This is a genomic window from Cupriavidus sp. PB-02, from assembly GCF_058252315.1.
On the sequence record NZ_CM177695.1, the window covers coordinates 733,158 to 756,203 of the forward strand.

20 protein-coding genes are annotated in these 23,046 nt (G+C 68.2%); 14 read left to right on the forward strand and 6 right to left on the reverse strand.

All coding sequences use genetic code 11. The annotated features are described in order from the left end of the window. Positions 1-8 precede the first annotated feature (8 nt). Both AC10V3_RS24075 and AC10V3_RS24080 read right to left on the reverse strand, forming a co-directional pair. On the reverse strand, positions 9-470 hold the full coding sequence (locus AC10V3_RS24075) for a MaoC family dehydratase (protein WP_022537923.1): 462 nt from the start codon (positions 468-470) through the stop codon (positions 9-11). Beyond that, positions 467-1,696, reverse strand: a complete 1,230-nt coding sequence (locus AC10V3_RS24080; protein ID WP_454752749.1) for a CaiB/BaiF CoA transferase family protein — start codon at positions 1,694-1,696, stop codon at positions 467-469. The genes AC10V3_RS24075 and AC10V3_RS24080 overlap by 4 nt, the downstream gene beginning before the upstream one ends. A 107-nt stretch (positions 1,697-1,803) precedes the next feature. Here AC10V3_RS24080 and AC10V3_RS24085 point away from each other — a divergent pair, with 107 nt between their 5' ends. Next, a complete protein-coding gene (locus AC10V3_RS24085) occupies positions 1,804-2,703 on the forward strand; it encodes a LysR family transcriptional regulator (RefSeq protein ID WP_022537925.1) in 900 nt (299 codons plus the stop codon). Positions 2,704-2,721: 18 nt separating this feature from the next. On the opposite strand, the gene AC10V3_RS24090 is transcribed toward AC10V3_RS24085, so the two are convergent. Further along, positions 2,722-3,912, reverse strand: coding sequence for a helix-turn-helix transcriptional regulator (locus AC10V3_RS24090; protein ID WP_022537926.1), 1,191 nt, complete (start codon positions 3,910-3,912; stop codon positions 2,722-2,724). Positions 3,913-4,326: 414 nt separating this feature from the next. Next, entirely contained in the window at positions 4,327-6,582 is a 2,256-nt protein-coding gene (locus tag AC10V3_RS24095) for a mechanosensitive ion channel family protein (RefSeq protein WP_454753531.1), read from the reverse strand. A 429-nt stretch (positions 6,583-7,011) separates the two neighbouring features. On the opposite strand from AC10V3_RS24095, the gene AC10V3_RS24100 reads away from it, so the two are divergent. Both AC10V3_RS24100 and AC10V3_RS24105 read left to right on the forward strand, forming a co-directional pair. Next, positions 7,012-7,794 carry an SDR family NAD(P)-dependent oxidoreductase gene (locus tag AC10V3_RS24100; protein WP_022537928.1) on the forward strand — a complete coding sequence of 261 codons (783 nt, stop codon included), beginning with the start codon at positions 7,012-7,014 and terminating at the stop codon, positions 7,792-7,794. Between the two features lie 80 nt (positions 7,795-7,874). Then, positions 7,875-9,458 carry a fatty acid--CoA ligase gene (locus tag AC10V3_RS24105; RefSeq protein WP_454752750.1) on the forward strand — a complete coding sequence of 528 codons (1,584 nt, stop codon included), beginning with the start codon at positions 7,875-7,877 and terminating at the stop codon, positions 9,456-9,458. Positions 9,459-9,575: 117 nt separating this feature from the next. Here the strand turns inward: AC10V3_RS24105 and AC10V3_RS24110 are convergent, their stop codons facing one another. Beyond that, positions 9,576-10,568: a Bug family tripartite tricarboxylate transporter substrate binding protein gene (locus AC10V3_RS24110; protein WP_022537930.1), complete on the reverse strand. Its 993-nt coding sequence runs from the start codon at positions 10,566-10,568 to the stop codon at positions 9,576-9,578. Between the two features lie 98 nt (positions 10,569-10,666). Next, entirely contained in the window at positions 10,667-11,761 is a 1,095-nt protein-coding gene (locus AC10V3_RS24115; RefSeq protein ID WP_490924089.1) for a porin, read from the reverse strand. A gap of 635 nt (positions 11,762-12,396) precedes the next feature. Between AC10V3_RS24115 and AC10V3_RS24120 the strand changes: the two genes are divergently transcribed. The 11 genes from AC10V3_RS24120 to AC10V3_RS24170 all read left to right on the forward strand — a co-directional run bounded on the left by AC10V3_RS24120 (position 12,397) and on the right by AC10V3_RS24170 (position 23,031). After that, entirely contained in the window at positions 12,397-13,287 is an 891-nt protein-coding gene (locus AC10V3_RS24120) for an alpha/beta fold hydrolase (protein WP_022537932.1), read from the forward strand. Positions 13,288-13,537: 250 nt separating this feature from the next. Further along, complete coding sequence (locus tag AC10V3_RS24125; protein ID WP_374063702.1) at positions 13,538-13,843, forward strand: recombinase-like helix-turn-helix domain-containing protein; 306 nt, start codon at positions 13,538-13,540, stop codon at positions 13,841-13,843. Between the two features lie 47 nt (positions 13,844-13,890). Next, complete coding sequence (locus AC10V3_RS24130) at positions 13,891-14,961, forward strand: aromatic ring-hydroxylating dioxygenase subunit alpha (RefSeq protein ID WP_022537934.1); 1,071 nt, start codon at positions 13,891-13,893, stop codon at positions 14,959-14,961. Then, the gene (locus tag AC10V3_RS24135) at positions 14,954-15,727 is read left to right on the forward strand and encodes an SDR family oxidoreductase (RefSeq protein ID WP_022537935.1); all 774 of its coding nucleotides are present in this window, start codon (positions 14,954-14,956) and stop codon (positions 15,725-15,727) included. The genes AC10V3_RS24130 and AC10V3_RS24135 overlap by 8 nt, the downstream gene beginning before the upstream one ends. A gap of 32 nt (positions 15,728-15,759) precedes the next feature. Next, positions 15,760-16,296, forward strand: coding sequence for a cupin domain-containing protein (locus tag AC10V3_RS24140; RefSeq protein WP_022537936.1), 537 nt, complete (start codon positions 15,760-15,762; stop codon positions 16,294-16,296). A gap of 32 nt (positions 16,297-16,328) precedes the next feature. Continuing rightward, on the forward strand, positions 16,329-17,183 hold the full coding sequence (locus AC10V3_RS24145; protein WP_041681960.1) for an IclR family transcriptional regulator: 855 nt from the start codon (positions 16,329-16,331) through the stop codon (positions 17,181-17,183). Between the two features lie 5 nt (positions 17,184-17,188). Then, complete coding sequence (locus tag AC10V3_RS24150; protein ID WP_041681712.1) at positions 17,189-17,992, forward strand: SDR family oxidoreductase; 804 nt, start codon at positions 17,189-17,191, stop codon at positions 17,990-17,992. Further along, positions 17,985-19,694, forward strand: coding sequence for a thiamine pyrophosphate-binding protein (locus AC10V3_RS24155; protein WP_490924090.1), 1,710 nt, complete (start codon positions 17,985-17,987; stop codon positions 19,692-19,694). The genes AC10V3_RS24150 and AC10V3_RS24155 overlap by 8 nt, the downstream gene beginning before the upstream one ends. Before the next feature lie 14 nt (positions 19,695-19,708). Beyond that, complete coding sequence (locus tag AC10V3_RS24160; protein ID WP_022537940.1) at positions 19,709-20,515, forward strand: aspartate dehydrogenase; 807 nt, start codon at positions 19,709-19,711, stop codon at positions 20,513-20,515. 40 nt (positions 20,516-20,555) lie between these two features. Then, positions 20,556-22,034, forward strand: coding sequence for an aldehyde dehydrogenase (locus AC10V3_RS24165; protein WP_022537941.1), 1,479 nt, complete (start codon positions 20,556-20,558; stop codon positions 22,032-22,034). A 22-nt stretch (positions 22,035-22,056) separates the two neighbouring features. Further along, positions 22,057-23,031: a VOC family protein gene (locus AC10V3_RS24170; RefSeq protein WP_490924091.1), complete on the forward strand. Its 975-nt coding sequence runs from the start codon at positions 22,057-22,059 to the stop codon at positions 23,029-23,031. Positions 23,032-23,046: the final 15 nt, after the last annotated feature.

The window sequence follows — 23,046 nt, forward strand, 5'->3', positions numbered from 1 at the left end:
CGCATGGTTCAGTGTCCCGCCAGCAGCCGGCGCGCGGTATAGGTCATGACCTTTTCGTCGCGCTGGTTGAACACCTCGATACGCGAATCCACCACCGCCCGGCCGCTACGCGAAGTCGGCCGGATGCCGGTCACGGTCACGGTGGCACGGATGGTGTCGCCCACCATCACCGGCGCGTGGATCTGCTGCGCCAGTTCGAGCATCGCCAGCCCGGTGCCCTGGATCATGGTCTGCAGGATGAAGCCTTCGATCAGCGTGTAGGTCAGTGCCGCCGGCACCGGCCGGCCCTGGATCGCGCCGCCGTCGTAGCCGGCTTCGATAAAGATGGCCTCGACCATGCCGGTGACCGAGATAAAGTTGACCAGGTCGGTCTCGGTCACGGTGCGGGCGAAGGTGCGGAAGGCCTGGCCCTCCTTAAGGTCCTGCCAGTAGAAGCCCTGCCCCAGCCGGGGCAATTCGGTGTGCATCATGGTGTCTCCTCGGTGGATGCGGGTTGGCTGCAGCGCGCCGCGCCGGTCTGTTGCAGGCGCGCGATCTCGTCGGCGCACAGCCCCGCCTGCGCCAGCACGCCGGCGGTGTGCTCGCCCAGCCGCGGCGGGATGCCCAGCGGCGCGCGCTCGCCGTCGAAGCGTACCGGCGCGCCGGGAAAGCGCAGCGTGCCCATGGCCGGGTCGTCGAGCGTCTCGAAGAAGCCAGTCGCGGCAAGGTGCGGGTCGTCAGGCAGGTCGTCGAGTTCGTTGATGCGCGCCACCGGGATCTGCAGGCGTTCGCACAGCGCCAGCCAGTGCTCGGTGGTGTGTTGGCCCACGATCTCGCCGGTGATCTCGTACAACGTCTCGATATGCCGCGTGCGTGCGGCGATATCGGCAAAGCGCGCGTCGGCGGCCAGTTCGGGGCGCTGCGCGGCGTGGAAGAAGTCGCGCCAGTGGGCATCGGTGTACGGCATCATGCAGACGTACCCGTCTGCGCTCCGGTAAGGCCGGCGCAACGGTGCCAGCACGCGCGGATAGCCGCTGGGCCCGCGTGGCGGCTCGAAATGGCGGCCGTAGAAATGCTCGACCAGGTTGAAGGCGACCATGGACTCGAACATCGGCACCTCCACCAGCGTGCCCTTGCCACCGGCATCGGGCGCGCGCCGCGCCCGCCCGGCCAGCGCCGCGCAGACGGAGAGCGCGGCCACCAGCCCGCTGGTCTTGTCCGCTGCGATGGTCGGGAAATAGCGGCTCTCGCCGGTCTGCGCCGCCATCAGCGCCGCATTGCCGGACAGGCCCTGGATGATGTCGTCGTACGCCGGCCGCCCGCCGTAGGGGCCGTCCTCGGCAAAGCCCAGCAGGCTGACGAAGACCAGGTCAGGGTGGCGCGCTATCACGTCATCCGGCGCCAGCCCCAGCGCTGCCAGCTTCTGCGGACGCATGCTGTGCATCAGCACATCGGCGCCGGCCAGCACGCGGTCCAGCGCCGCCTGCGCGGCCGGCTGCTTCAGGTCCAGCACCACGCTGCGCTTGCTGCGGTTGACCCCAAGGAAGATCGCCGCCATGCCGGGCTCGGCGGCGGGGCCGGTGCGGCGCGTGGAATCGCCCTCGGGCGGCTCGATCTTGATCACTTCGGCGCCCAGGTCCGCCAGCCACTGGCTGGCGTAGGGCCCCATCACCACCGTGGACAAATCGACCACGCGGATGCCTGCGAGCGGCAGCATGCTGTTGTCTCCGATCTTTGTACCGTGGGGCACAGCGTAGATCAGGGAGCCCCGCTGGTCTAATATTAGTTTTTTAGTAACCGATATGTGTGGGATATCAGGCCATCATGGACCTTCGCCAACTGCAGCAATTCGTCGCCCTGGCCGAGACCGGCAACTTCCACCGCGCTGCCGAGCGCCTGCACATGGCGCAGCCGCCACTGTCGATCTCGATCCGCAAGCTCGAGGAACAGCTCGGCACCGCGCTGTTCGTGCGCACCTCGCGCGGCGTGCGGCTGACGCAGGCGGGCGAGGCGGCCCTGCACGACGCGCGCCGCGCGCTGTTCCACGCGCAGCAGGCGCGCGCCGCGGCGATGGCGGCGGGGCAGGGCGAGCGCGGCGCGCTGCGCATCGGTTTTGTCGGCTCGGCCACCTATGCGCTGCTGCCCAAGCTGATCCCGGCGTTCCGGGCGGCGCATCCGGGAATCGAGCTGATCCTGCATGAATCGACGACCGCATCGATCCTGGACCGCCTGGAGAAGCACCAGCTCGACGCCGGCCTGGTGCGCTTCCCGATCCTGAGCAGCGGCGATTATTCGCTGACGCCGCTGGAGAATGACGTGTTCGTGGCCGCGGTACCGGCCGACAGCCCGCTGGCAGGCGAGGAATCGATCCCGCTGCGCACGCTCGCGGCCGAGCCCTTCATCATGTATCCGGCGGAGCAAGTGCCCAACCTGCATGCCGTGGCGATGATGCTGTGCCAGCAGGCGGGGTTTGTCCCGCGCGTCACGCAGGAGGCGGTGCAGGTGCAGACCCAGGTCAGCCTGGTGGAGAGCGGCCTGGGCGTGGCGCTGGTGCCCAGCGTGGCGGCGCGCTACGCCAACCGGCGCGTGCGCTTCCTGCCGCTGTCCAGCCCGCGGCCCGCTGGGCGCATCGGTATCGCGCTGGCGGCGCGGCCGGACGCTGGCGACCGCCAGGTGCAGCGCTTCCTGGCCGCGGCGCAGGAAGCGGTCGGCGAAGGGAAATAGGGAGGCGGCTCAGGTGGATTAGGCGACCCGCGTCGGACGCGGCGTGCGCGGCCGGACGGCCGACGTCACGCCGGCACGCTCCAGGTTTACGCCCGGCAGCAGGTGCAGCAGGCGCACCAGCTCGGACTGGCGATGCGTGCCGGTCTTGCGCAGCGTGTCGCGGATATGCACGCGCACGGTATGGGGCGACAGGAATTCCCGCTCGGCGATCTCATTGAGCGTTTCGCCAGCCGCCAGGCGGATCGCGATGATGCTTTCCTTGCGCGACAGCCCGAACAGTGATGTCAGTACACTGGCATCGAGCACCGAACGCGATTCCGAATTGCCCAGCAGCATCATCGCCGCCGGCAGTTGCCACGGGCCTTCCACCGGCTGGCGCGACACCAGCGGCGTGACGATGATCGGCACCGGCTGGCCCCCGGAGGTGATATGCATCCATGAGCCCGACGCTGCATCGGCGCCGCGGTCCCGCACCGCGCCGTCGAGCAGCCGGCGCAGCACCGCCTGCAGCGCGTCGCTGTGGGCGCGCAGCACGCCGTCCTGCAGCGACAGGTTGCTGTCGGCCTGCACCAGCGCCTCGGCCCAGCTGTTGGCGTAGCGCACGCGCAGGTCGGCCTGCAGCACCATCACGCCGAAGTCCAGCGTATCGAGGCCGGCCAGTCCCAGGCTGGCCAGCCCGCTCAGCTCGAAATTGCGCTGCTGCATCCGCGCTGCGCGCACCCAGTGCGGCATCACATGCGCCAGGCGCCGCTCGCGCTGGCCCGCGCTGATGCTGCCGGCGCTGGTGCCGCTCATCAGCACGCAGACTTCGGCGTTCTCGATCAGGCGCATGCCCTGTTCCAGCCCGCTGCAGGCGAGCGTGGCCGCGGCCGGGGCGACCACCCTGCCGTCATGCGCGGCCGCGACCGTGGCTTGCGCCAGTTCCGGCATATCGGACGGGGCACAGCAGGGGCCGCCGTGGGGCAGGTCGAGCGGGCCGGGCAGCCACCCGGGCACGCTGACGCCGCTGGTGTAGCAGCCGTGCGGCGTCACGCCCAAGCGGGCATGGCCTGCGAGCTTGTCCCAGATCAGGTAGCGGGGGCTGCCGGTGGAGGTGTAGCGGGAAAAGAGGTCAAGGGCGGCGGGCATGGCCGCGACGTCCAGCGCTGACTCGTAGATAGAGTCGACCAGGCGATGAAAGTCATCGTCCGAAGTCGGGTGTTCGCCCATGTTCAAATTCCCCCCGGTGGCAAACGCCTCTTGCTCAGCGCCACGGCAAGTGGCCATCCTCTAGTGTTATCGGTTCCGTTCTGGCGTTCTGTATATGCGCCGATACGGCTGCTGCGGGCAACGCGCCGTTCCGGGCGGTTGCGGTACGCCAATCATGCCAAACAATGTTGTTTGTTTTATCCCCCGTGTCGGGGGGGAAAACACGGATTGTCGGCGTTGGCCGGCCGCTCTTGTCCGTGCGGGGCCTGATACCGCCGCGCCGCGATGGTAATCGCCGAGAGGAAAACTTCAAAATTTTCAGCGCTGAAACAGTGCCAGGCGTTTCGCGCGCGCCACATCCGGCGGGCGCAATGATCGTGTCATACAGGGGCAAAAAAACACGGCGTACCCGTTTCTGCGTGTGGCTCGAGCCCTCTATTGTGATGCGGGAGGCCCATTGTCGGTGCCGGCCAGTTGGGCCACGCCGCCATCGACCTGGATCGTCAGGCTGGGCGAGGCCATGCGGATGCCGTTGGCGTCGAAATTGCGCTTGAGCCGTACGTTGAAGGCGCGCGTGATTTCCGCCTGCGTCAGCGGCCGGGTCTTGAACTGCGCCATCACCACGGGGCCGCTGGGGTCGAAGCGGTCCAGCCCTTGGATATCCAGCCCCGACAACAGGTTGCGCGCGTAGCGATGGTCGCGCGCGATCTCGGCGCCGGTGGCGCGGATCAGTTCCACCGCGCGGTCCAGGTCGCTCTGGTAGCTGATGCCGATATTGAACACCGCGTAGCCGTAGCCGCGCGACAGGTTCTTGACCGCCTTGATCTGGCTGTACGGCAGCGTATGCAGCGCGCCGCGGCCGTCACGCAGCTTGACCGTGCGGATGGTCATGCCTTCGACCACGCCGGCATGGTCGGGCAGTTCGATCGAGTCGCCGATGGCGATGGTGTCCTCGACCACGATAAAGAGCCCCGTGATCAGGTCCTGCACCAGGCTCTGCGCGCCGAAGCCGATCGCCAGCCCGACCACGCCCGCGCCGGCCAGCAACGGCGTCACGTTGACGCCCAGGTTGGCCAGCACCGCAATCACCGCGATCACCAGCAGCGCGATAAACGAGGCATTGCGCACCAGCGGCAGGATGGTCTTGACACGCATGCCGGGCTGCGCGCCGCGTCCGTGCATCGGCGACAGCGTCTGTGTGATGGCGGTGTCGATCAGCAGCCAGACCAGCCACGCCAGCAGCACGGTGCTGGTCACGCTGAACACCGTCTCGGTGATATGGCGCCCCGCAGTCGACGATTCGGCCAGCCGGACCAGAGATGTGTCCCAGGTGCGCATGATCATTTCCAGGAAAAACGCCCAGACCAGCACGCGCACCAGCGCCATCGCAAAGCGGCCGAAGCGTTGCAGGTAGGCCGAGCGCCGGCGGTCGCGGATGCGCAGTGCATGCGCCGTGGCCTTGGGCGAGCGCCTGGCGAGCATGGTCAGCAGCAGTGCGGCGACGAACAGTGCCACGGACGCGACCGTGCGGCGCAGGAACACGTCGGCATGTCCGGTGGCCAGGACGGTGCCGATCACCGACGCCACCACCACCGCCAGCACTGGCAGGTGCCACGCCTGGCCAGCAAGCCGCAACAGGTCGGTCACGGCCGGATGCGCCTGGCGAAAGGCCAGCGGCCGCTGGCTGATCAGTTGGCCGATCTGGCGGCGGAAATACAGCGCGAACACGCCGATACCCAGCGCCGCGGCGATATTGGCGGTAGTGGACACCAGCGCCGCGAGGTTGGTGCCGATCACGGCGGTGACGCGGCCGTCGGTGGTGCTGTCGCCCAGTGCCGCCAGCGCGCCGGTACAGAACAACAGCCACGGCGAGCGCGCCAGCAGCTGCCGTACCGCGAGCTGCCGGTGGGCGCTGCGGAACAGCACGAAGATGACCTGGCATATCGCCGCCGCGAGCGCGCCCGCCACGATCGCATACGCGACCAGCACGCCGGCGACGCTCGCCGGCGACTGGGCAAAGGTGCGGTTGGCCAGCAGCATCGTGAGCCCGAAGGCCACCATCCACGGTCCGATATGGCGCAGCATGTAGATGGCGATGTCGACCCAGGAGGGCAGCTCGGGCAGCTTGCCGCGCTCGGCACGCGCTGGCTTGGGCGCACGCCGGCGCCGGATGAGGTGGCCGATCTCCCACAACAAAAAGCCGCATATCGCCCACACTGCCAGCACCAGCGCGAACTCGCGCAGCGACGCCAGCGCCGTGCGCGTGCCACTGTGGGTGATCGCGGCGCGCCATTCCTCACCTGCGAAGCGCATGCGCCAGCGCCAGTACTGCCTCGCGCCGTGGTCCTCGCGCAGGTGCAAGTCGACCTCGTCCAGCACTTCGGCCACGGCCGTGATCAGCCCGGGCGCCGACGCGCCGGCCTCGGCAGCCGCCGCGGAGGCGGGCGCCACGGCGGAGGCATCCAGGCCGCGCCGCATGGCCTGCAGCTGCCCCACCAGGGTGCGCCGCTCGCGATCGTCCTGCAGGGTGGCGATGACCTGGTCCAGCGACTGCGCCAGCGGCACGCTGGCCGGCGCGGCAGGCGCGCTGGCGGGCGCCGGCCGCGCCGCCTGCGGCAGCAGCCCGGCGAGCGGACCGGCCGGTGCGGCGCGGGCCGCTGGCGCCTGCAGCAGCGCGCACAGCAACGTCATCAGCAAGATCGTGAGCAAGATCGGCGCCGCCGGCGTGGCGCCAGGCAGCGGCAAACGAGCGGGGGCATTGCGTTCGGTTTTGCGCATGGCTTGGAATCCGTTGCCGGGTCCGGCGTGCCGCTGTCGGGCCTGGCGGGGGAGGGGCCGTCGATCGCCTCACTGTAGCGCATCGGCCGCGACTGGCGCGGGTGATGCCGGGGGCGCGTGGCCAAGGCGGCGCACTGCGCAAAAATGCCGGCACGCGCGCGTCGCTGCCATGCCACCCCGTTCGTCGCTTCGGACGATGCGTGTGCAGGCCCGATGCACGAAATTCGAACCCACTCCGGCACAGGCGTAATTTCTCCTGGCACATGCCGGCAACATCGAAACCGCGGGGCCGCACGCATCCGGCGCGGCCCGGCCAGTGACAACAGACAAAGGACAGACGGCATGGAACTCAATGCATCGGTATCGGCAGTGGTGACGGGCGGGGCCTCGGGCCTGGGCGCGGCAACGGCCCGCGCGCTGGCGGCGCACGGCGTGCGCGTGGCGCTGTTCGACCTCAACGTTGAAAAGGGCGAAGCGCTGGCGCGCGAGCTCGGTGGTGTGTTCTGCCAGGTCAACGTCACCTCCGAAGCCGAAGTCGAAGCCGGGTTTGCCAGGGCGCGTGCCGCGATCGGCCAGGAACGCATCCTGGTCAACTGCGCCGGCACTGGCAACGCCATCAAGACCGCTTCGCGTTCCAAGGAAGCGCCGGACCAGATCAAGCACTTCCCGACCGATGCCTTCGAACGCATCATCCAGATCAACCTGATCGGCACCTTCCGCTGCATCGCGCGCTCGGCCGCGGGCATGCTGACGCTTGACAGCGCCGACGGCGAGCGCGGCGTGATCATCAACACCGCGTCGGTGGCGGCGCAGGACGGCCAGATGGGGCAGGCCGCGTATTCGGCATCGAAGGCCGGCGTGGTCGGCATGACGCTGCCGATCGCGCGCGACCTCGCGGGCGAGGGCATCCGCGTCAATACCATCCTGCCGGGCATCTTCAATACGCCGCTGCTGCAGGGCGCCGCCGAGAACGTCAAGGCAGCGCTGGCCGCATCGGTGCCGTTCCCCAAGCGACTGGGGCAGCCGGAGGAGTTCGCTTCGCTGGCCGTGGAGATGTGCCGCAACGGCTATTTCAATGGCGAGTCGGTGCGCCTGGACGGCGCCATCCGCATGGCGCCGCGCTGAGGCCGGCAACGGCGCCAGTTGATCGGCGCGGCCGGCCACCATCGAGCCGGCCCGCCCCCGCAACCATCACGGAGACGCGGATGGAATTCAGCTACCTGGCGACGCTGCCCGCTGCAGTCCGCCATTTTGCCCGGCTGCGGCCCGACGCCGCGGCGTATTCGTTCGAAGGCCGGCTGACCACCTATGCCGGGTTCGAGAGCAATACCGACCGCGTGGCGCAGGCGTTGCTGGCCGAGGAGGTCGGCGTGGGCGACCGCATCGCCTACATCGGCAAGAACAGCGATCACTACTTCGAACTGCTGCTGGGCGCGGGCAAGTGCGGCGCGGTGATGACGCCGGTCAGCTGGCGGCTGGCGCCGCCGGAGGTGAAGTTCATCGTCGGGCATTGCGATGCGGTGGTGCTCTTCGTCGGGCCGGAATCCGCGGCCTTGGTGACGCGCCTGCTGCCGGCGCTGCCCATGGTGCGCAAGGTGATCGCCATGGAACCCTGCGCGGAGCTGGCCGAACGCCCCTGCTACACCGCCTGGCGCGATGCGCAGCCCGCCACGCCACCGGCGCACCATCCGGCGGCGCACGACGTCGTGCTGCAGCTCTATACGTCCGGCACCACCGGCCGGCCCAAGGGCGCGATGCTCACGCACCGCAACCTGACCATTGGCACTGAAGTCAGCGAACGCGAGAGCATTCCGTGGTCGCACTGGACCGCGGACGACATCTCGCTGGTGGCGATGCCGGTGGCGCATATCGGCGGCTCCGGCTGGGGGCTGCGCAACCTGCTGTCCGGCGCCAAGGGCGTGGTGGCGCGCGAATTTGACCCGCGCGCGGTGCTCGACTTCATCGAGCAGGAACGCATCAGCAAGCTGTTCATGGTGCCGGCCGCGATGCAGATCGTGCTGCGCGATCCACGCGCGCGGCAGGTGGACTACTCGCGCCTGAAGTACCTGCTGTACGGCGCCGCGCCGATTCCCGCGGCGCTGCTGCGCGAGGGCATAGAGGTGTTTGGCTGCGGCTTCGTGCAGCAGTACGGCATGACCGAGACCACCGGCACCATCGTGGCGCTGCCGCCCGAGGACCACACCACCGAGGAGGTGCCGCGCATGCGGGCTGCCGGCAAGCCGCTGCCGGGTGTCGAACTCAAGGTGGTGGACTACGAGGGGCGCCAGCTGGCGCCGGGCGAAGTCGGCGAAGTGGTGGTGCGCGCGCAGCACAACATGGCCGGCTACTGGAAGCAGCCCGAAGAGACCGCGCGTGCCATCGACGCCGAAGGCTGGCTGCGCACCGGCGACGCCGGCTACATGGATGCCGAGGGCTACCTGTACATCCACGACCGCGTCAAGGACATGATCATCAGCGGCGGCGAGAACGTCTATCCGGCCGAGGTCGAGAGCGCGATCTACGGCCACCCGCAGGTGGCGGACGTGGCGGTGATCGGCGTGCCCGACGAGAAGTGGGGCGAGGCGGTCAAGGCCATCGTCGTGCTCAAGCCCGGACTGGAAGCCGACCGCGACGGCATCATCGCGTGGACGCGGCAACGGCTGGCGGGATTCAAGGTGCCCAAGAGTATCGACTTCGTCGATGCGCTGCCGCGCAATCCGTCGGGCAAGCTGCTGCGGCGCAAGCTGCGCGAGCCGTTCTGGGAAGGGATGAACCGGCAGGTGAACTGAGCCAGTACGCCCACAGCAAAAGCCCGCCATAGTTGGCGGGCTTTTGCTTTGCCGGTTACCCCAGCCGCACACGGTTTGCTGCCGCGAAGCGGCGCAAGCCGAAGCCGGTGCGCTGCCTCAGTCGGCCTGGATGCCGAACTCCTTGACGATCTTGGTATAGCGCGTGGTATCGGCGGCAATCAGCTTCGACAGCGTTGCCGGCTCGCCGCCCGCGGGCGTCACCGCGATGGTCGCCATGCGCGACACCACGTCGGGCATCTTCAGGATCTCGTTGACGTGGGTGTTGAGCAGGCGCACCACGTCAGCCGGCATGTTCTTGGGTCCCAGCAATGCCTGCCACGCGCCGATCTCCACATCCTTGTAGCCGAGCTCTGCCAGCGTCGGCACGTTGGGCGCGAACGGCGAGCGCTTCTGGTCGGCCACCGCCAGCGGCACCAGGCTGCCGTTGCCGACGTACTGCGCGACCGCGCCGTAGGTGACGTAGGTCACCGGCACCTGGCCGCCGATTACGTCGACGATGGCAGGGGCGAGGCCGCGGTAGGGCACCTGGCTGATCTTGATGCCGGCGGACTTGTTGAACAGCTCGCCCATGATGTGCATCGGCGAGCCGTTGCCCGGCGTGGCATAGGTTTCCACCTTGCCGGCCTTGGCGCGGGCCACCAGGTCGCTCATCTTGGTGATGCCGGTGCCCTTGTTGACCACCACGAACAGCGACTGCGTGCCGATCTGCGCGACCGGCGTGAAGTCGTGCTGCACGTCGTAGCTGGCGCCGGTGCCGGCCTTGAGCACCAGCGGCGCGATGGCGACGGTGTTGGGTGCCAGCAGCAGCGTGTAGCCGTCCGGGTTGGCACGGGCCACGTAGGCGCTGCCGATGGTGCCGGCGGCGCCGGTGCGGTTTTCCACTACCACCGACTGCTTCAGGCGCGGGGCGAGCTTCTCCGCGAACAGGCGGGCCAGGACGTCGACATCGCCGCCGGCCGGATAGGCGACGACGATGGTGATGGGCTTGTTCGGGTATGCGCCCTGGGCCAGGGCAGTGCCGGTGGCGGTGGCGACCAGCGCGGTCGCGGCGGCCAGCGTGGCGAGTACTTTGCGGCGTGCAGACTTCATGATGTTCAGACCTCGGGAAAACTGGGCACCCGGCAGGGCCGGGGGCCGCATGGCTGGGGAGAGCCCGGCGCCTGCGCGGCACCGGGCGACCGCCGGACTCAGAAAATGTGCTTGATGCCGACCATCGAGCCCCACTGGTTCTCGCCCGGACGCGGGTTCGAACCGGGCGAGCCGCCGCTGACCGACATCGCCAGCTGGCCGCCGTTGTTGATAAAGCCGGCGGTCGCATACACCGAGGTGCGCTTGCTGAAGCTGTACATCGCGCGCAGCGTATACAGCATGGCCTGGTTGTCGCTGCCGTGGTAGTTCAGGAAGTAGACCTGGCCGGCAAGGTTGACCGCGGGCGTGATGTCGTAGGACACGCCGGCGTAGTACAGGTCGCTGATCGGCGTGGGGCTGCCTTCGTTGTCGCGGCGGATCCAGCCGGCGCCGAGCTTGGTGCGCTTCAGCAGCATGTAGCCGCCCACCGAGAGGCGGTCGTCGGTCAGGCTGCTGTTGGTCAGGCCGCCGAACGCGCCAGGGCCGCCGCGCTGCGAGTCGTATGCCGCGGTCACGCCCCAGGTCTTGTTGTCATAGCCGATCATGGCCGACCACTCGCGGCACGCCTTCTTGTCGGCGGCGTTCTCGCCGGCGCAGTTCGTGCCGGAGGGGCTCGGGCCGGCGTTGACCGCATCGCGCCCGAAGCTGTAGTTGGCGCCGAGCACGAAGCCACTGAAGTTGGCCTTGTACGAGATCGCATTGTCGGCGCGCGTATTGGGCAGGTAGCTGTCGAGCGAGCCCGAGCCGTACACGTTGGGGCCGAGAATATCGCTGTCCAGGAGAGCCCAGAACAGCATCGTGTACTGGCGGCCGAACGAAAGTTGCCCATATTGGCTGGTCAGCCCGACCAGCGCCTGGCGCCCGAACAGGCGGCCGCCCTGGTTGGAGGTGCCCGAGTCCGGCGAGAAGCCCGACTCCAGCACGAAGATGCTCTTCAGTCCGCCGCCCAGGTCCTCGGTACCGCGGATGCCCCAGCGCGAGGGCACGGTGGCGGTCAGGTTGGGCATGCGCACCAGTCCGTCGCCGTTGGCGCCGACATTGCTCACGTACTCGACACCCGTATCGATGACCCCGTACAGGGTGACCGAGGACTGCGCCGAGGCCAGCAGGGGGAAAGCCGCGGCCAGGCCCGCGGCGATTCGTGCAAGTTTCATCTACCAGTTTCCTTCCAGTTTTCCGTCTTGTAATCGTCTTGTGGTCCGGGCCGCTTCGATGGCGGCCGCGCTTCAGGGCAGGCTTGTGGTGGGCAGGTTCTTCTCCTCGTTATGGGTCTGCGCGGGCAGGCGGGCCAGGGCGATGCAGTCAGGGCAGCCATGTCCCGTTGGCGGGGCTTTGATGCAGCGGCCCATGGGAACCGGTGAAAAATGCTGCTTCAGCCTCTTGTATGTTTTATATATGGAACGTCAAACAACCTAAGAAACGTTGATGAAAATATAGCCGCGACTTTCCTTAAACTGTGAGGAGGGTTATCCCTAGTGCGGTCGCGCGACGACGGCATTGGCCGGCTGGTTCTGCACCCGGCGAGTGCGACGGGTGAGCACTGGCAGTGCAGGGAGCGGCATGCGTGGCCGCGTCCGCCGCTTGGCCGGGTCAGCTTGAAATCCGCATTAACAAAGGCATTGCGCCGGATGACAGGGTCCGGCGCTGCGAGGCGCGCGCGAACCGGCACATGCACCATGCCGAAGCAGTCCATGACAGAGGATTTCGACACTATCGTTAACCCTGATCCCACTTCGCCAGGCCGACGCCTATGCTTCAAAGGTTTTATTTGCAAACCTAGGTTTTATATATGAAACAAAGACAGCCCCACATCCCGGCACAACCGGACCGGCAGTTGCTGGAAGCCCTTGACAGCGGGTTTGCGGAGCGGGTCGCGCAGGTCGGACCCGACGGCGCGCAGGTGGCTTACCGCAGCGGCGGCACCAGCGGCCCGGTGATCGTGCTGCTGCACGGCATCAGTTCCGGCGCTGCCTCGTGGCTGCCGTGCGCCAGCCTGCTGACCGCGCAGGCGCGGGTGATCGCCTGGGACGCGCCGGGTTACGGCAACTCGACGCCACTGGCGCAGCCGCGGCCGCTGGCGGCCGACTATGCGATGCGGCTCGACGGGCTGCTGCAGGCGCTCGGCGTGCAGCCCGCGCTGATCGTCGGGCACTCGCTCGGCGCGCTGATGGCGGCGGCCTATGTCGCCAATGCGCGCAACCTGCCGGCGCGACTGCTGTTGCTCAGCGTGGCGCAGGGCTACGGCGGCCCGGGCAAGGAAGCGCAGGCAAAGGAGGTGGCGCGCCAGCGGCTGGAAGCGCTCGAATCCCTCGGCGTCGAGGGCCTGGCGCAGCGCGGCCCGGCCCGCCTGCTGAGCGAGGAGGCCGACCCCGGCGCCCAGGCCTGGGTGCGCTGGAACATGCAGCGGCTGAACCCGGACGGCTACCGGCAGGCGGTCGCCATGCTGTGCGGCGACGATATCGACGCCTACCTGGCGCGCCGCCCGGCAGCGCCGCCGACGCAGATCGCCTGCGGCAGCCGCGACGTGGTCACCACGCCGCCTGCATGCGGCACGCTCGCCGAACGCTTCGGGCTGCCGTTCTCGCTGATCCCGGATGCCGGCCACGCCTGCTATATCGATCAGGCGGCCGCCACCGCCCGCCTGATCCGGGCCGCGTTGCCTGCCGACCAGGCCTCTTAATCCTGACCCAATAGCGGCGGTGCCCCGCATCGCCGCCATCGGCGCGCACGTTGCGCCACCCGTCCCACATCGCTGCGCATTCCGCGGGTTAACCCCAGTCAATTTTTAAGGCGACGTTGTCTATAGTCGTACCTGTGTTCAATATCTAAACCAGTGTTTCATTAGTAAAACATGACGGACGCAAAGCAAGGCGCATCCGGACGACGTTGGAACACGGTCCCCCAAGCTGCAAGACATGGAGCAAAGCGCAATGGAAAGCCTCTCGTACAACCCGAACCTGGTGCCCTGGGAGCGTCCGGCGCCGAACAACGTCGCAGGCAAGGGCCATATCGAGCAACCCGGCAAGGTCGCCAACATCGTCTGGCAGACCCGCGCCAGCGCCGCGACCGCCTACGAGAACGCGCTGGGCGATGCCCTGGAAGCCGCGTTCGAGGGCGGCGCGCAGAACCCGCAGGACATCGTGCGCGCCTTTAATGCCGCCGGCTTCCTCGGCGTCGACGGCCAGCCCTGGACCGAAGAGCGCTTCCTGGCCGAAATGCGCCGGCTTGGCGCTTGAGCCCCGGCCCGCCCGCCCTCCACGAAACGCGTCGTAGCGAGAACAACATGGAATCGAACAAGCAAGCCCGCGCCGAAGCCCGCCTGAACACCGGCCTGCGCAACTACTGGTACCCGGTCGCCGCCTCGTGGGCGGTGTCCCATGCCCCGATCGGCATCACCCGCCTGAGCCAGAACATCGTGCTGTGGCGCGATGGCGCCGGCCAGGTCCACGCGCTGGAAGACCGCTGCCCGCACCGCGGTGCGCGCCTGTCGATGGGCTGGAACCTCGGCGACCGCGTCGCCTGCTGGTACCACGGCGTCGAAGTCGGTGGCGACGGCCAGGTCAAGAGCGTGCCGGCGGTCGAGAGCTGCCCGCTGGAAGGTCGCACCTGCGTGCGCAGCTACCCGGTGCAGGAGAAGGCCGGCGCGATCTTCCTGTGGTTCGGCGACCAGGCCCCGCAAGGCGAGGGCAGCCCCGACGAGCTGCGCCTGCCGGAAGAACTGGTCAGCGAAGAACACAGCAACTTCCTGTGTGTGGCGCACTGGGACTGCAACTACCGCTATGCCATCGACAACGTGATGGACCCGATGCACGGCGCCTATCTGCATGCGGTGTCGCACTCGATGGCCAGCGGCGAGAAGTCCGCCGTGATGCAGATCCGCGAAACCGAGCACGGCCTGGTATTCGAGAAGACCGGCCAGCGCGGCGTCAACTTCGACTGGGTGGAATTCGGCGAGACCGGCACGCTGTGGCTGCGCCTGGCGATCCCGTACCGCGCCAAGGTCGGCCCCGGCGGCCCGTTCGGCATCGTCGGCATGGCCACGCCGGTCGATGAAGACCACTGCATGGTGTTCTTCTGGCGTACCCGCCACGTGCAGGGCTGGGAGCGCGATGTGTGGCGCTTCCTGTATCGCAACCGCCTGGAGCAGCTGCACTGGGACGTGCTGGAGCAGGACCGCGTGGTGCTGGAGATGATGGCGCCCAATGCGCGCGATCACGAGATGCTGTACCAGCACGACGCCGGCATCACGCGCGTGCGCCGGCTGCTGAAGCGCCGCGCCGACCAGGAAGTGGCCGATGAGCCGGTCGCCATGCTGAAACCCGCGCAAGCCGCCGGAGCCGCCAGCCATGCCTGAGGCCCTCACGAACAACACGCTGCTGGCCGGCCGCAAGGTGCTGGTCACCGGCGCCGCGCGCGGCCTGGGCCTGGCCTTCGTCAAGTCGCTGGCTGAAGCGGGTGCTTCGGTGGCGATGGCCGACATCCTGGCCGAGCGCCTGCAGCAGGAAGCCGATGCACTGCGCGCCCGTGGCCTGAAGGTGGTGCCGGTGCCGGTAGACCTGGCCGATCCCGCCTCGGTGCAGGCCTGTGCCGAGGCCGCGGTCAAGGCGCTGGGCGGCCTGGACGGCCTGGTCAACAACGCCGCCGTGACCGATTCCGGCGGGCGCGACGCCAGCGCCATCGACATCGCCACCTGGGACCGCGTGATGAACGTCAACGTGCGCGGCACCTGGCTGATGACCGCCGCCTGCCTGCCGGCACTGCGCGCCAGCGGCCGCGGCGCGGTGGTCAACCTGGCGTCGGACACGCCGCTGTGGGGCGCGCCCAACCTGCTGGCCTACGTGGCAAGCAAGAGCGCCATCATCGGCATGACCCGTTCGCTCGCCCGCGAACTGGGCCGCGACCAGATCACCGTCAATGCGGTGGCGCCCGGCCTGACGCTGGTGGAAGCGACCGAATACGTGCCCCAGCATCGCCACGACCTGTATCGCGAACAGCGCGCGATCTCGCGCGAGCAGCTGCCCGACGACGTCTGCGGCGCGGTGCTGTTCGCACTCTCCGATCTTGCCCGCTTCGTGACCGGCCAGACGCTGGCGGTCAACGGCGGCTTTGTCATGCACTGATCACCGATCCACGGAAAACACAAGGAATCCAAATGAGCGATCTTTCCCAACAAGAAAACATCAAGCGTTCCTGGGACCAACCGGCCGGCGCCTCGTTCGACCAGTGGATGGAAGGCCGCGTCGCGCGCTTCGCCACGCGCAAGTACGACTGGGACGCGCTGAAGTTCCAGGCCGACTACGACCCCAAGTACCGCCGCGCGCAGATGCGCTACCTCGGCACCGGCGGCACCGGCGTGGCCGCGGACACCAATACCGTGCCGAGCGAGAACTTCACCTTCTCCACCATGATCATCCCGGCCGGCCATGAAGGCCCGTCGCATATCCACACCGACGTGGAAGAGGTGTTCTTCATCCTGCGCGGCAAGGTCAAGCTGATCCTGGAAAAGGACGGCGAGCGCTACGAAACCATCCTGACCGACCGCGACCTGGTTTCGGTGCCGCCGGGCGTCTACCGCGAGGAAATCAATATCGGCGAGGAAGACGCGCTGATGTGCGTGATGCTCGGCGCCAAGAAGCCGATCACGCCGACGTACCCGCCCGAGCACCCGCTGTCGAAGATCAAGCGCTGATGCCGGCATCCGCCCGTCCGCCAGCACTGACCATGAGCACGAACGCAATCCCAGCCACGCAAGCCGCTGCCAACGAGACTCCGGACAAGTACATCGTCCCGGGCCTGGAGCGCGGCCTGCGCCTGCTCGGCGAGTTCAGCAGCAAGGATCGCACCATGTCGGCCGCGGAACTGGCGCGCCGGCTCAAGGTGCCGCGCTCGACCGTGTTCCGCCTGCTGGCCACGCTGGAAATGCTGGGCTTTGTCGAGCGTGCCGACGGCGGCCGGGATTTCCGGCTCGGCATGGCTGTGCTGCGGCTCGGGTTCGAGTACCTGGCATCGCTGGAGCTGACCGAGCTGGGCCGACCCGTGCTGGAGCGGCTGCGCGACGAGATCGGCTACCCCACCAACCTGGTGGTGCGCGACGGGCGTTCGATCGTCTACGTGGCCAAGGCGGTGTCGCCGCGGCCGTTCGCGAGCTCGGTCAACGTCGGCACGCGCCTGCCGGCGCATGCCACGGTGCTGGGGCGCGTGCTGCTGGAAGACCTGTCGCTGGCGGAGTTGCGCGCGCTGTATCCGGAGACCCATCTCGAAGTCTTCTCCGACAGCACACCGCGAACGGTCGATGCGTTGCACGGCATCGTCCAGCGTGACCGCGAACGCGGCTACGTGCTGCAGGAGGGCTTCTTCGAAGCCAGCATCTCGACCATCGCGGCGCCGGTGCGCGACCGCAGCGGCAAGGTGGTGGCGGCGCTGGGCGCGACCATCCCCGCCGCGCATATCGATCCGGAACAACTGGACGCGATGGTGGAGCAGGTCAGGCTTACCGCGGGCGAGCTGTCGCGCCTGCTCGACTACCGGCCGTCGCTGCACAGCACCGGCAAGGTGGTGAATCTGTATCGGGAGTGAGGACAATGTCCATGATTGAACTCGGCGGCAAGGTTGCCGTCGTTACCGGCGGGTCCTCCGGCATCGGGCTGGCGACCGTCGAACTGCTGCTCGAAGCGGGTGCCGCCGTCGCCATGTGCGGCCGCGACGAAGCCCGCCTGCGCAGCGCCGAAGCGCAGCTGCGCGAGAAGTTTGCCGGGTGCCGGCTCTTTGCCGCCACCTGTGACGTGCTCAAGCCTGAACAGGTCGCTGCCTTTGCCGCCGCCGTGCAGGCCACGCTGGGCAACGCCGACATGCTGGTCAACAACGCCGGCCAGGGTCGTGTCTCCACCTTCGCGAACACCGAGGACGCGGCCTGGATGGAAGAACTGCAGCTCAAGTTCTTCTCCGTGATCCACCCGACGCGCGCCTTCCTGCCGCAGCTGGAACGTTCCAGCCAGGGCGCCATCGTGTGCGTCAATTCGCTGCTGGCGCAGCAGCCGGAGCCGCACATGGTGGCGACCTCCGCTGCGCGCGCTGGTGTGCTCAACCTGGTGCGCTCGATGGCCACCGAGTTCGCGCCCAAGGGTGTCCGCGTCAACGGCATCCTGATCGGGCTGGTCGAATCGGGCCAGTGGCGCCGCCGCTTTGAAGCGCGCCCCGAAGAAGACCGCCACCTGGACTGGGCCGCGTGGACCGCGCGCCTGGCCCAGCAGAAACATATTCCCCTTGGCCGCCTGGGCCTGCCTGTCGAGGCAGCCCGCGCCATCCTGTTCCTTGCCTCGCCGTTGTCTTCGTACACCACGGGCAGCCATATCGATATCTCCGGAGGACACTCCCGTCATGCCTAATCAGCAACAGTACGAACAACAACAGGTCACCGTGGGCTGCGCCATCACGGCGTTTCTCGAACAGTGCGGCGTCAAGGCTGCATTCGGTGTGATCTCGATCCACAACATGCCGATCCTCGACGCCATGGGCGAGCGCGGCAAGATCCGCTTCGTGCCGGCGCGCGGCGAAGCGGGCGGCACCAACATGGCCGATGCCTATGCCCGCACCACCGGCGGCCTGGGCGTGTGCCTGACCAGCACAGGCACCGCCGCGGGCAATGCCGCCGGCGCCATGGTGGAAGCGCTGACCGCCGGCACGCCGCTGCTGCATATCACCGGCCAGATCGAGACGCCGTACCTGGACCAGAGCCTGGCCTACATCCACGAAGCGCCGGACCAGCTCACCATGCTGAAGGCCGTGTCGAAGGCCGCCTTCCGCATCCGCAGCGCGGATACCGCTATCAGCACCATCAAGCTGGCGGTGCAGACCGCGCTGACGGCGCCGACCGGCCCGGTCAGCGTGGAGATCCCCATCGACATCCAGGCCGCGCTGATCGACCTGCCGGCCGACCTGCAGCCGTTGTCGGTGCCCAAGCACGTGCCGTCGACGCACGCGCTGGACGCGCTCGCCGAGCGCCTGGCCAATGCCAAGCGTCCGCTGCTGTGGCTGGGTGGCGGTGCGCGCCACGCCTCGGCGCAGGTGCGCCGCCTGATGGACCTGGGCTTCGGCGTGGTCACCAGCACGCAGGGCCGCGGCATCGTGGCGGAAGACGATCCCCGAACGCTTGGCGCCTTCAACCTGCACAAGCCGGTCGAGAACTTCTACCAGACCTGCGACGCAATGCTGGTGGTGGGCTCGCGCCTGCGCGGCAATGAAACGCTGAAGTACGAACTGAAGCTGCCGCGCCCGCTGCTGCGCATCGACGCCGACCCGGCCGCCGAAGGCCGCTGCTACCAGAGCGACTGCTTTGTCAGCGGCGACGCCGCGCTGGCGCTGGATGCGCTGGCCGACCGCCTGGAAGGCCGCATGAAGGTCGACCCGGCTTTTGCCGCCGACCTGCGCCGCGCGCATGACGTCGCCGTCAACGGCCTGGTCGATGGCCTCGGCCCGTACTCGGCGCTGGTGCAGGCGCTGCAGGAAGCGGTCGGCCGCAACTTCAACTGGGTGCGCGACGTGACCGTGTCGAACAGCACCTGGGGCAACCGCCAGCTGCGCATCTTCGACTCGCGTGCCGGCGTGCATGCGCTGGGCGGCGGCATCGGCCAGGGCCTGGCGATGGGCATCGGCGCCGCCATCGGCGCGGCGGCGACGGCCTCGGGCAAGAAGACCTTCACGCTGGCCGGCGACGGCGGCTTCATCCTGAACCTGGGCGAGCTGGCGACTGCGGTGCAGGAACGTGCCGACATGGTCATTGTGCTGATGAACGACAAGGGCTACGGCGTGATCAAGAACATCCAGGACGCGCAGTATGGCGGCCGCCGTCACTACGTAGACCTGCATACGCCCGACTACGCCGCACTGTCCAAGTCGCTGTCGCTGCGCCATGCACGCGTCAGCAGCCTGGCCGAGATCGGCACCGCGCTGGAGCAGGCCACGATCGAGCCCGGTCCGTTCCTGCTGGAAATCGACATGCTGTCCATCGGCAGCTTCAAGACCGTGTTTGCCGGCCCGCCGGTGAACAAGGAAACCCCGGCTTCGGAACAGGCCACCGTCAGCGCCTGAGGGAGACCAGAAAAATGCTGCATGTGTCCATGATTGGGTGCGGTGCGATCGGCCGCGGCGTGCTCGAGTTGCTCAAGAGCGATCCGGATGTCGTGTTCGACGTGGTGATCGTGCCCGAGAGCACGATGGACGAAGCACGCGGCGCGCTCTCCGCGCTGGCGCCAGGCGTCCGCGTGGCGACGCACCTGAACGACAGCGACGGCCGTCCCGACCTGCTGGTCGAGTGTGCCGGCCACCATGCGCTGGAAGAGCACATCGTGCCGGCGCTGGAGCGCGGCATCCCGTGCATGGTGGTGTCGGTGGGCGCGCTGTCCGAACCCGGCATGGCCGAGCGGCTGGAAGAAGCCGCGCGCCGCGGCGGCACGCAGGTGCAGCTGCTGTCTGGCGCGATCGGCGCCATCGACGCGCTGGCAGCGGCGCGTGTCGGCGGCCTGGACGAGGTCATCTACACCGGCCGCAAGCCGGCGCGCGCCTGGGTCGGCACGCCGGCCGAGCAGCTGTTCGACCTGGATGCGCTGACCGAGCCGACCGTGATCTTCGAAGGCAGCGCTCGTGACGCGGCGCGTCTTTATCCCAAGAACGCCAACGTGGCCGCCACGGTCTCGCTGGCCGGGCTCGGGCTGGATCGCACGTCGGTGAAGCTGCTGGCCGATCCGCATGCGGTTGAGAACGTGCATCACGTGGAAGCGCGCGGCGCGTTTGGCGGCTTCGAGCTGACCATGCGCGGCAAGCCGCTCGCGGCCAATCCCAAGACTTCCGCGCTGACGGTGTTCAGCGTGGTGCGGGCGCTGGGCAACCGCGCCCACGCGGTCTCGATCTAGTCGCGCTCCACGCGCCCCACAGACTTAGCAGGCAACGACAATGAACCCACAAGAAGTACTCCGCATCTGCATCGCGGGCGAATGGCGCCTGGGGACCGGCGACCGCTACGGCACGCGCTACCCGGCTACCGGCGAAGTGGTGGCCGAACTCAACGCCGCCAGCCTGGCGGACGTGGAAGAAGCCATGCAGGGCGCCCATCAGGCCTTCCTCACCAGCGGCTGGGCCCAGCGCAAGCCGCACGAGCGTGCTGCCGTCCTCTATCGCGTTGCCGAGTTGATCCGCGCGCAAGCCGAGCCGCTCGCCCAGCGCCAGCGCCTGGACAACGGCAAGCCGATCAGCGAGACGCGCGCGCTGGTGGCCAGCGCCGCCGGCACCTTCCAGTTCTTTGCCGCCGCCTGCGAGACGCTGGAAGAGACCATCACGCCGCAGCGCGGCGACTGCCTGACCATGAGCGTGTACGAGCCGATGGGCGTGGTCGCGGCGATCACGCCGTGGAACTCGCCGATCGCCAGCGAGGCACAGAAAATGGCGCCCGCGCTGGCAGCCGGCAACGCCGTGGTGGTCAAGCCCGCCGAGGTCACGCCGCTGATGGCGCTGGAACTGGCGCGCATCTGCGAAGAGGCCGGCGTGCCCAAGGGCCTGATCAGCGTGCTGCCCGGCAAGGGCTCGGTGATCGGCGACGCCATCACCAAGCATCCGCTGGTGCGCCGCGTGTCGTTCACCGGCGGCACCACCACCGGCAAGCACATCGCCCATATCGCCGCCGACAAGATGATGCCGGTGTCGCTGGAGCTGGGCGGCAAGTCGCCGACCATGGTGTTCGACGATGCCGACCTGGACCACGCGGTCAACGGCGTGCTGTACGGCATCTTCAGCTCGTCGGGGGAGTCGTGCATCGCCGGCTCGCGCCTGTTCGTGGCGCGCTCGCAGTACGAGGCCTTTATCGACCGCCTGGCCGCGGGCGCGGCGCACCTGCGCGTGGGCGACCCCGCCGACGATCGCACCCAGATGGGGCCGCTGATCACCGACCGCCACCGTGACAGCATCGAGTCATACGTGGCAGCAGGCGTGGAAGAGGGTGGCCAACTGCGCACTGGCGGGCTGCGTCCCGAGGTCGCTGGCCTGCCCAACGGCTACTTCTACACGCCGACCATCATCGAAGGGCTGGATAACAACGCCCGCATCTGCCAGGAAGAGATCTTCGGGCCGGTGCTGGTGGCGATCCCGTTCGACGACGAGGACGACCTGATCGCGCAGGCCAACGACAGCGTCTACGCGCTGGCCGCCGGCATCTGGACGCGCGACTACAAGCGCGCCTGGCGCGTGGCACGGGCCTTGCAGGCGGGCAATGTGTGGATCAACACCTACAAGCAGTTCTCGATTGCGACGCCGTTCGGCGGCTGGCGCGACAGCGGCCTGGGCCGTGAGAAGGGACGGCTTGGCATCCTGCAGTACATGGAGCAGAAGAGCGTGTACTGGGGCCTGAACGAACAACCGCTGCCGTGGGCCAACCACTGAACCCGGCAGGCTGGAGCTAGCAATGATCAAGGTATTGGGGATCGACGAGATCGTCTACGGCGCGGATGACTTTGACGCCTGCCGTGGCTTTTTCTCGGACTGGGGCCTGGCCATCAAGCGCGACGACGCGCAGGGCCTGGACTTCGAAACGCTGAACGGCTGCCGCGTGCTGGTGCGCCGCATCGACGACGCCACGTTGCCGCCCGCCATCGAAGCCGGCCCTTCGCTGCGCGAAGTGGTGTGGGGCGTGGACTCGCAGGCATCGCTCGACCATCTGGCGGACGCAATTGCCGACGCACCGGGCTATGTGAAGCAAGGCGAGGGTGACACCCTGCGCATCGGCTGCACCGACCCGAACGGCCTGGCAGTGCGCTTCCAGGTCACGCGCAAGCATGACGTGCAGGTCGAATGCGCGCTGATGAACACATGGAACGACAAGCCGCGCCTGAACCAGCGCAGCCCGATCTACGACCACGCCACGCCGATCGAGGTGGGCCACGTGGTGTTCTTCGTGAAAGACGTAAAGGCCACGGAGCGCTTCTATGTCGAGAAGTTCGGCTTCGTGCCGTCGGATCGCTATCCGGATCGCGGCGCGTTCCTGCGCTGCACGGCGGACGGCGGTCACCATGACTTGTTCCTGCTGCAGCTGCCGGAACCGAAGAGCGGCCTGAACCACGTTGCCTTCACCGTGCGCGACATCCACGAGGTCTTCGGCGGCGGCATGCACGTCTCGCGCAAGGGCTGGGACACGCAGCTCGGCCCGGGCCGCCACCCAATCTCGTCGGCCTACTTCTGGTACTTCAAGAATCCGGCCGGCGGCCTGATCGAGTACTACGCCGACGAAGACCAGCTCGACGAGCACTGGGAGCCGCGCGCCTTCGAGCCTGGCCCGACCATGTTCGCCGAGTGGGCGATCGAGGGCGGCATCGACGGCAACACCCGCCGCCAGAAGAACGCGGGCGGACCGGCAGGCAAGTTCCTGACCGAGAAGCGGTAAGTCAGCAGCAAGCGG

Excerpts from the sequence above, each read along its gene's own strand:
- AC10V3_RS24075 (WP_022537923.1), bottom strand. The coding sequence starts at position 470 with ATGATGCACACCGAATTGCCCCGGCTGGGGCAGGGCTTCTACTGGCAG.
- AC10V3_RS24080 (WP_454752749.1), bottom strand. The coding sequence starts at position 1,696 with ATGCTGCCGCTCGCAGGCATCCGCGTGGTCGATTTGTCCACGGTGGTG.
- AC10V3_RS24085 (WP_022537925.1), top strand. The coding sequence starts at position 1,804 with ATGGACCTTCGCCAACTGCAGCAATTCGTCGCCCTGGCCGAGACCGGC.
- AC10V3_RS24090 (WP_022537926.1), bottom strand. The coding sequence starts at position 3,912 with ATGGGCGAACACCCGACTTCGGACGATGACTTTCATCGCCTGGTCGAC.
- AC10V3_RS24095 (WP_454753531.1), bottom strand. The coding sequence starts at position 6,582 with ATGACGTTGCTGTGCGCGCTGCTGCAGGCGCCAGCGGCCCGCGCCGCA.
- AC10V3_RS24100 (WP_022537928.1), top strand. The coding sequence starts at position 7,012 with ATGGAACTCAATGCATCGGTATCGGCAGTGGTGACGGGCGGGGCCTCG.
- AC10V3_RS24105 (WP_454752750.1), top strand. The coding sequence starts at position 7,875 with ATGGAATTCAGCTACCTGGCGACGCTGCCCGCTGCAGTCCGCCATTTT.
- AC10V3_RS24110 (WP_022537930.1), bottom strand. The coding sequence starts at position 10,568 with ATGAAGTCTGCACGCCGCAAAGTACTCGCCACGCTGGCCGCCGCGACC.
- AC10V3_RS24115 (WP_490924089.1), bottom strand. The coding sequence starts at position 11,761 with ATGAAACTTGCACGAATCGCCGCGGGCCTGGCCGCGGCTTTCCCCCTG.
- AC10V3_RS24120 (WP_022537932.1), top strand. The coding sequence starts at position 12,397 with ATGAAACAAAGACAGCCCCACATCCCGGCACAACCGGACCGGCAGTTG.
- AC10V3_RS24125 (WP_374063702.1), top strand. The coding sequence starts at position 13,538 with ATGGAAAGCCTCTCGTACAACCCGAACCTGGTGCCCTGGGAGCGTCCG.
- AC10V3_RS24130 (WP_022537934.1), top strand. The coding sequence starts at position 13,891 with ATGGAATCGAACAAGCAAGCCCGCGCCGAAGCCCGCCTGAACACCGGC.
- AC10V3_RS24135 (WP_022537935.1), top strand. The coding sequence starts at position 14,954 with ATGCCTGAGGCCCTCACGAACAACACGCTGCTGGCCGGCCGCAAGGTG.
- AC10V3_RS24140 (WP_022537936.1), top strand. The coding sequence starts at position 15,760 with ATGAGCGATCTTTCCCAACAAGAAAACATCAAGCGTTCCTGGGACCAA.
- AC10V3_RS24145 (WP_041681960.1), top strand. The coding sequence starts at position 16,329 with ATGAGCACGAACGCAATCCCAGCCACGCAAGCCGCTGCCAACGAGACT.
- AC10V3_RS24150 (WP_041681712.1), top strand. The coding sequence starts at position 17,189 with ATGTCCATGATTGAACTCGGCGGCAAGGTTGCCGTCGTTACCGGCGGG.
- AC10V3_RS24155 (WP_490924090.1), top strand. The coding sequence starts at position 17,985 with ATGCCTAATCAGCAACAGTACGAACAACAACAGGTCACCGTGGGCTGC.
- AC10V3_RS24160 (WP_022537940.1), top strand. The coding sequence starts at position 19,709 with ATGCTGCATGTGTCCATGATTGGGTGCGGTGCGATCGGCCGCGGCGTG.
- AC10V3_RS24165 (WP_022537941.1), top strand. The coding sequence starts at position 20,556 with ATGAACCCACAAGAAGTACTCCGCATCTGCATCGCGGGCGAATGGCGC.
- AC10V3_RS24170 (WP_490924091.1), top strand. The coding sequence starts at position 22,057 with ATGATCAAGGTATTGGGGATCGACGAGATCGTCTACGGCGCGGATGAC.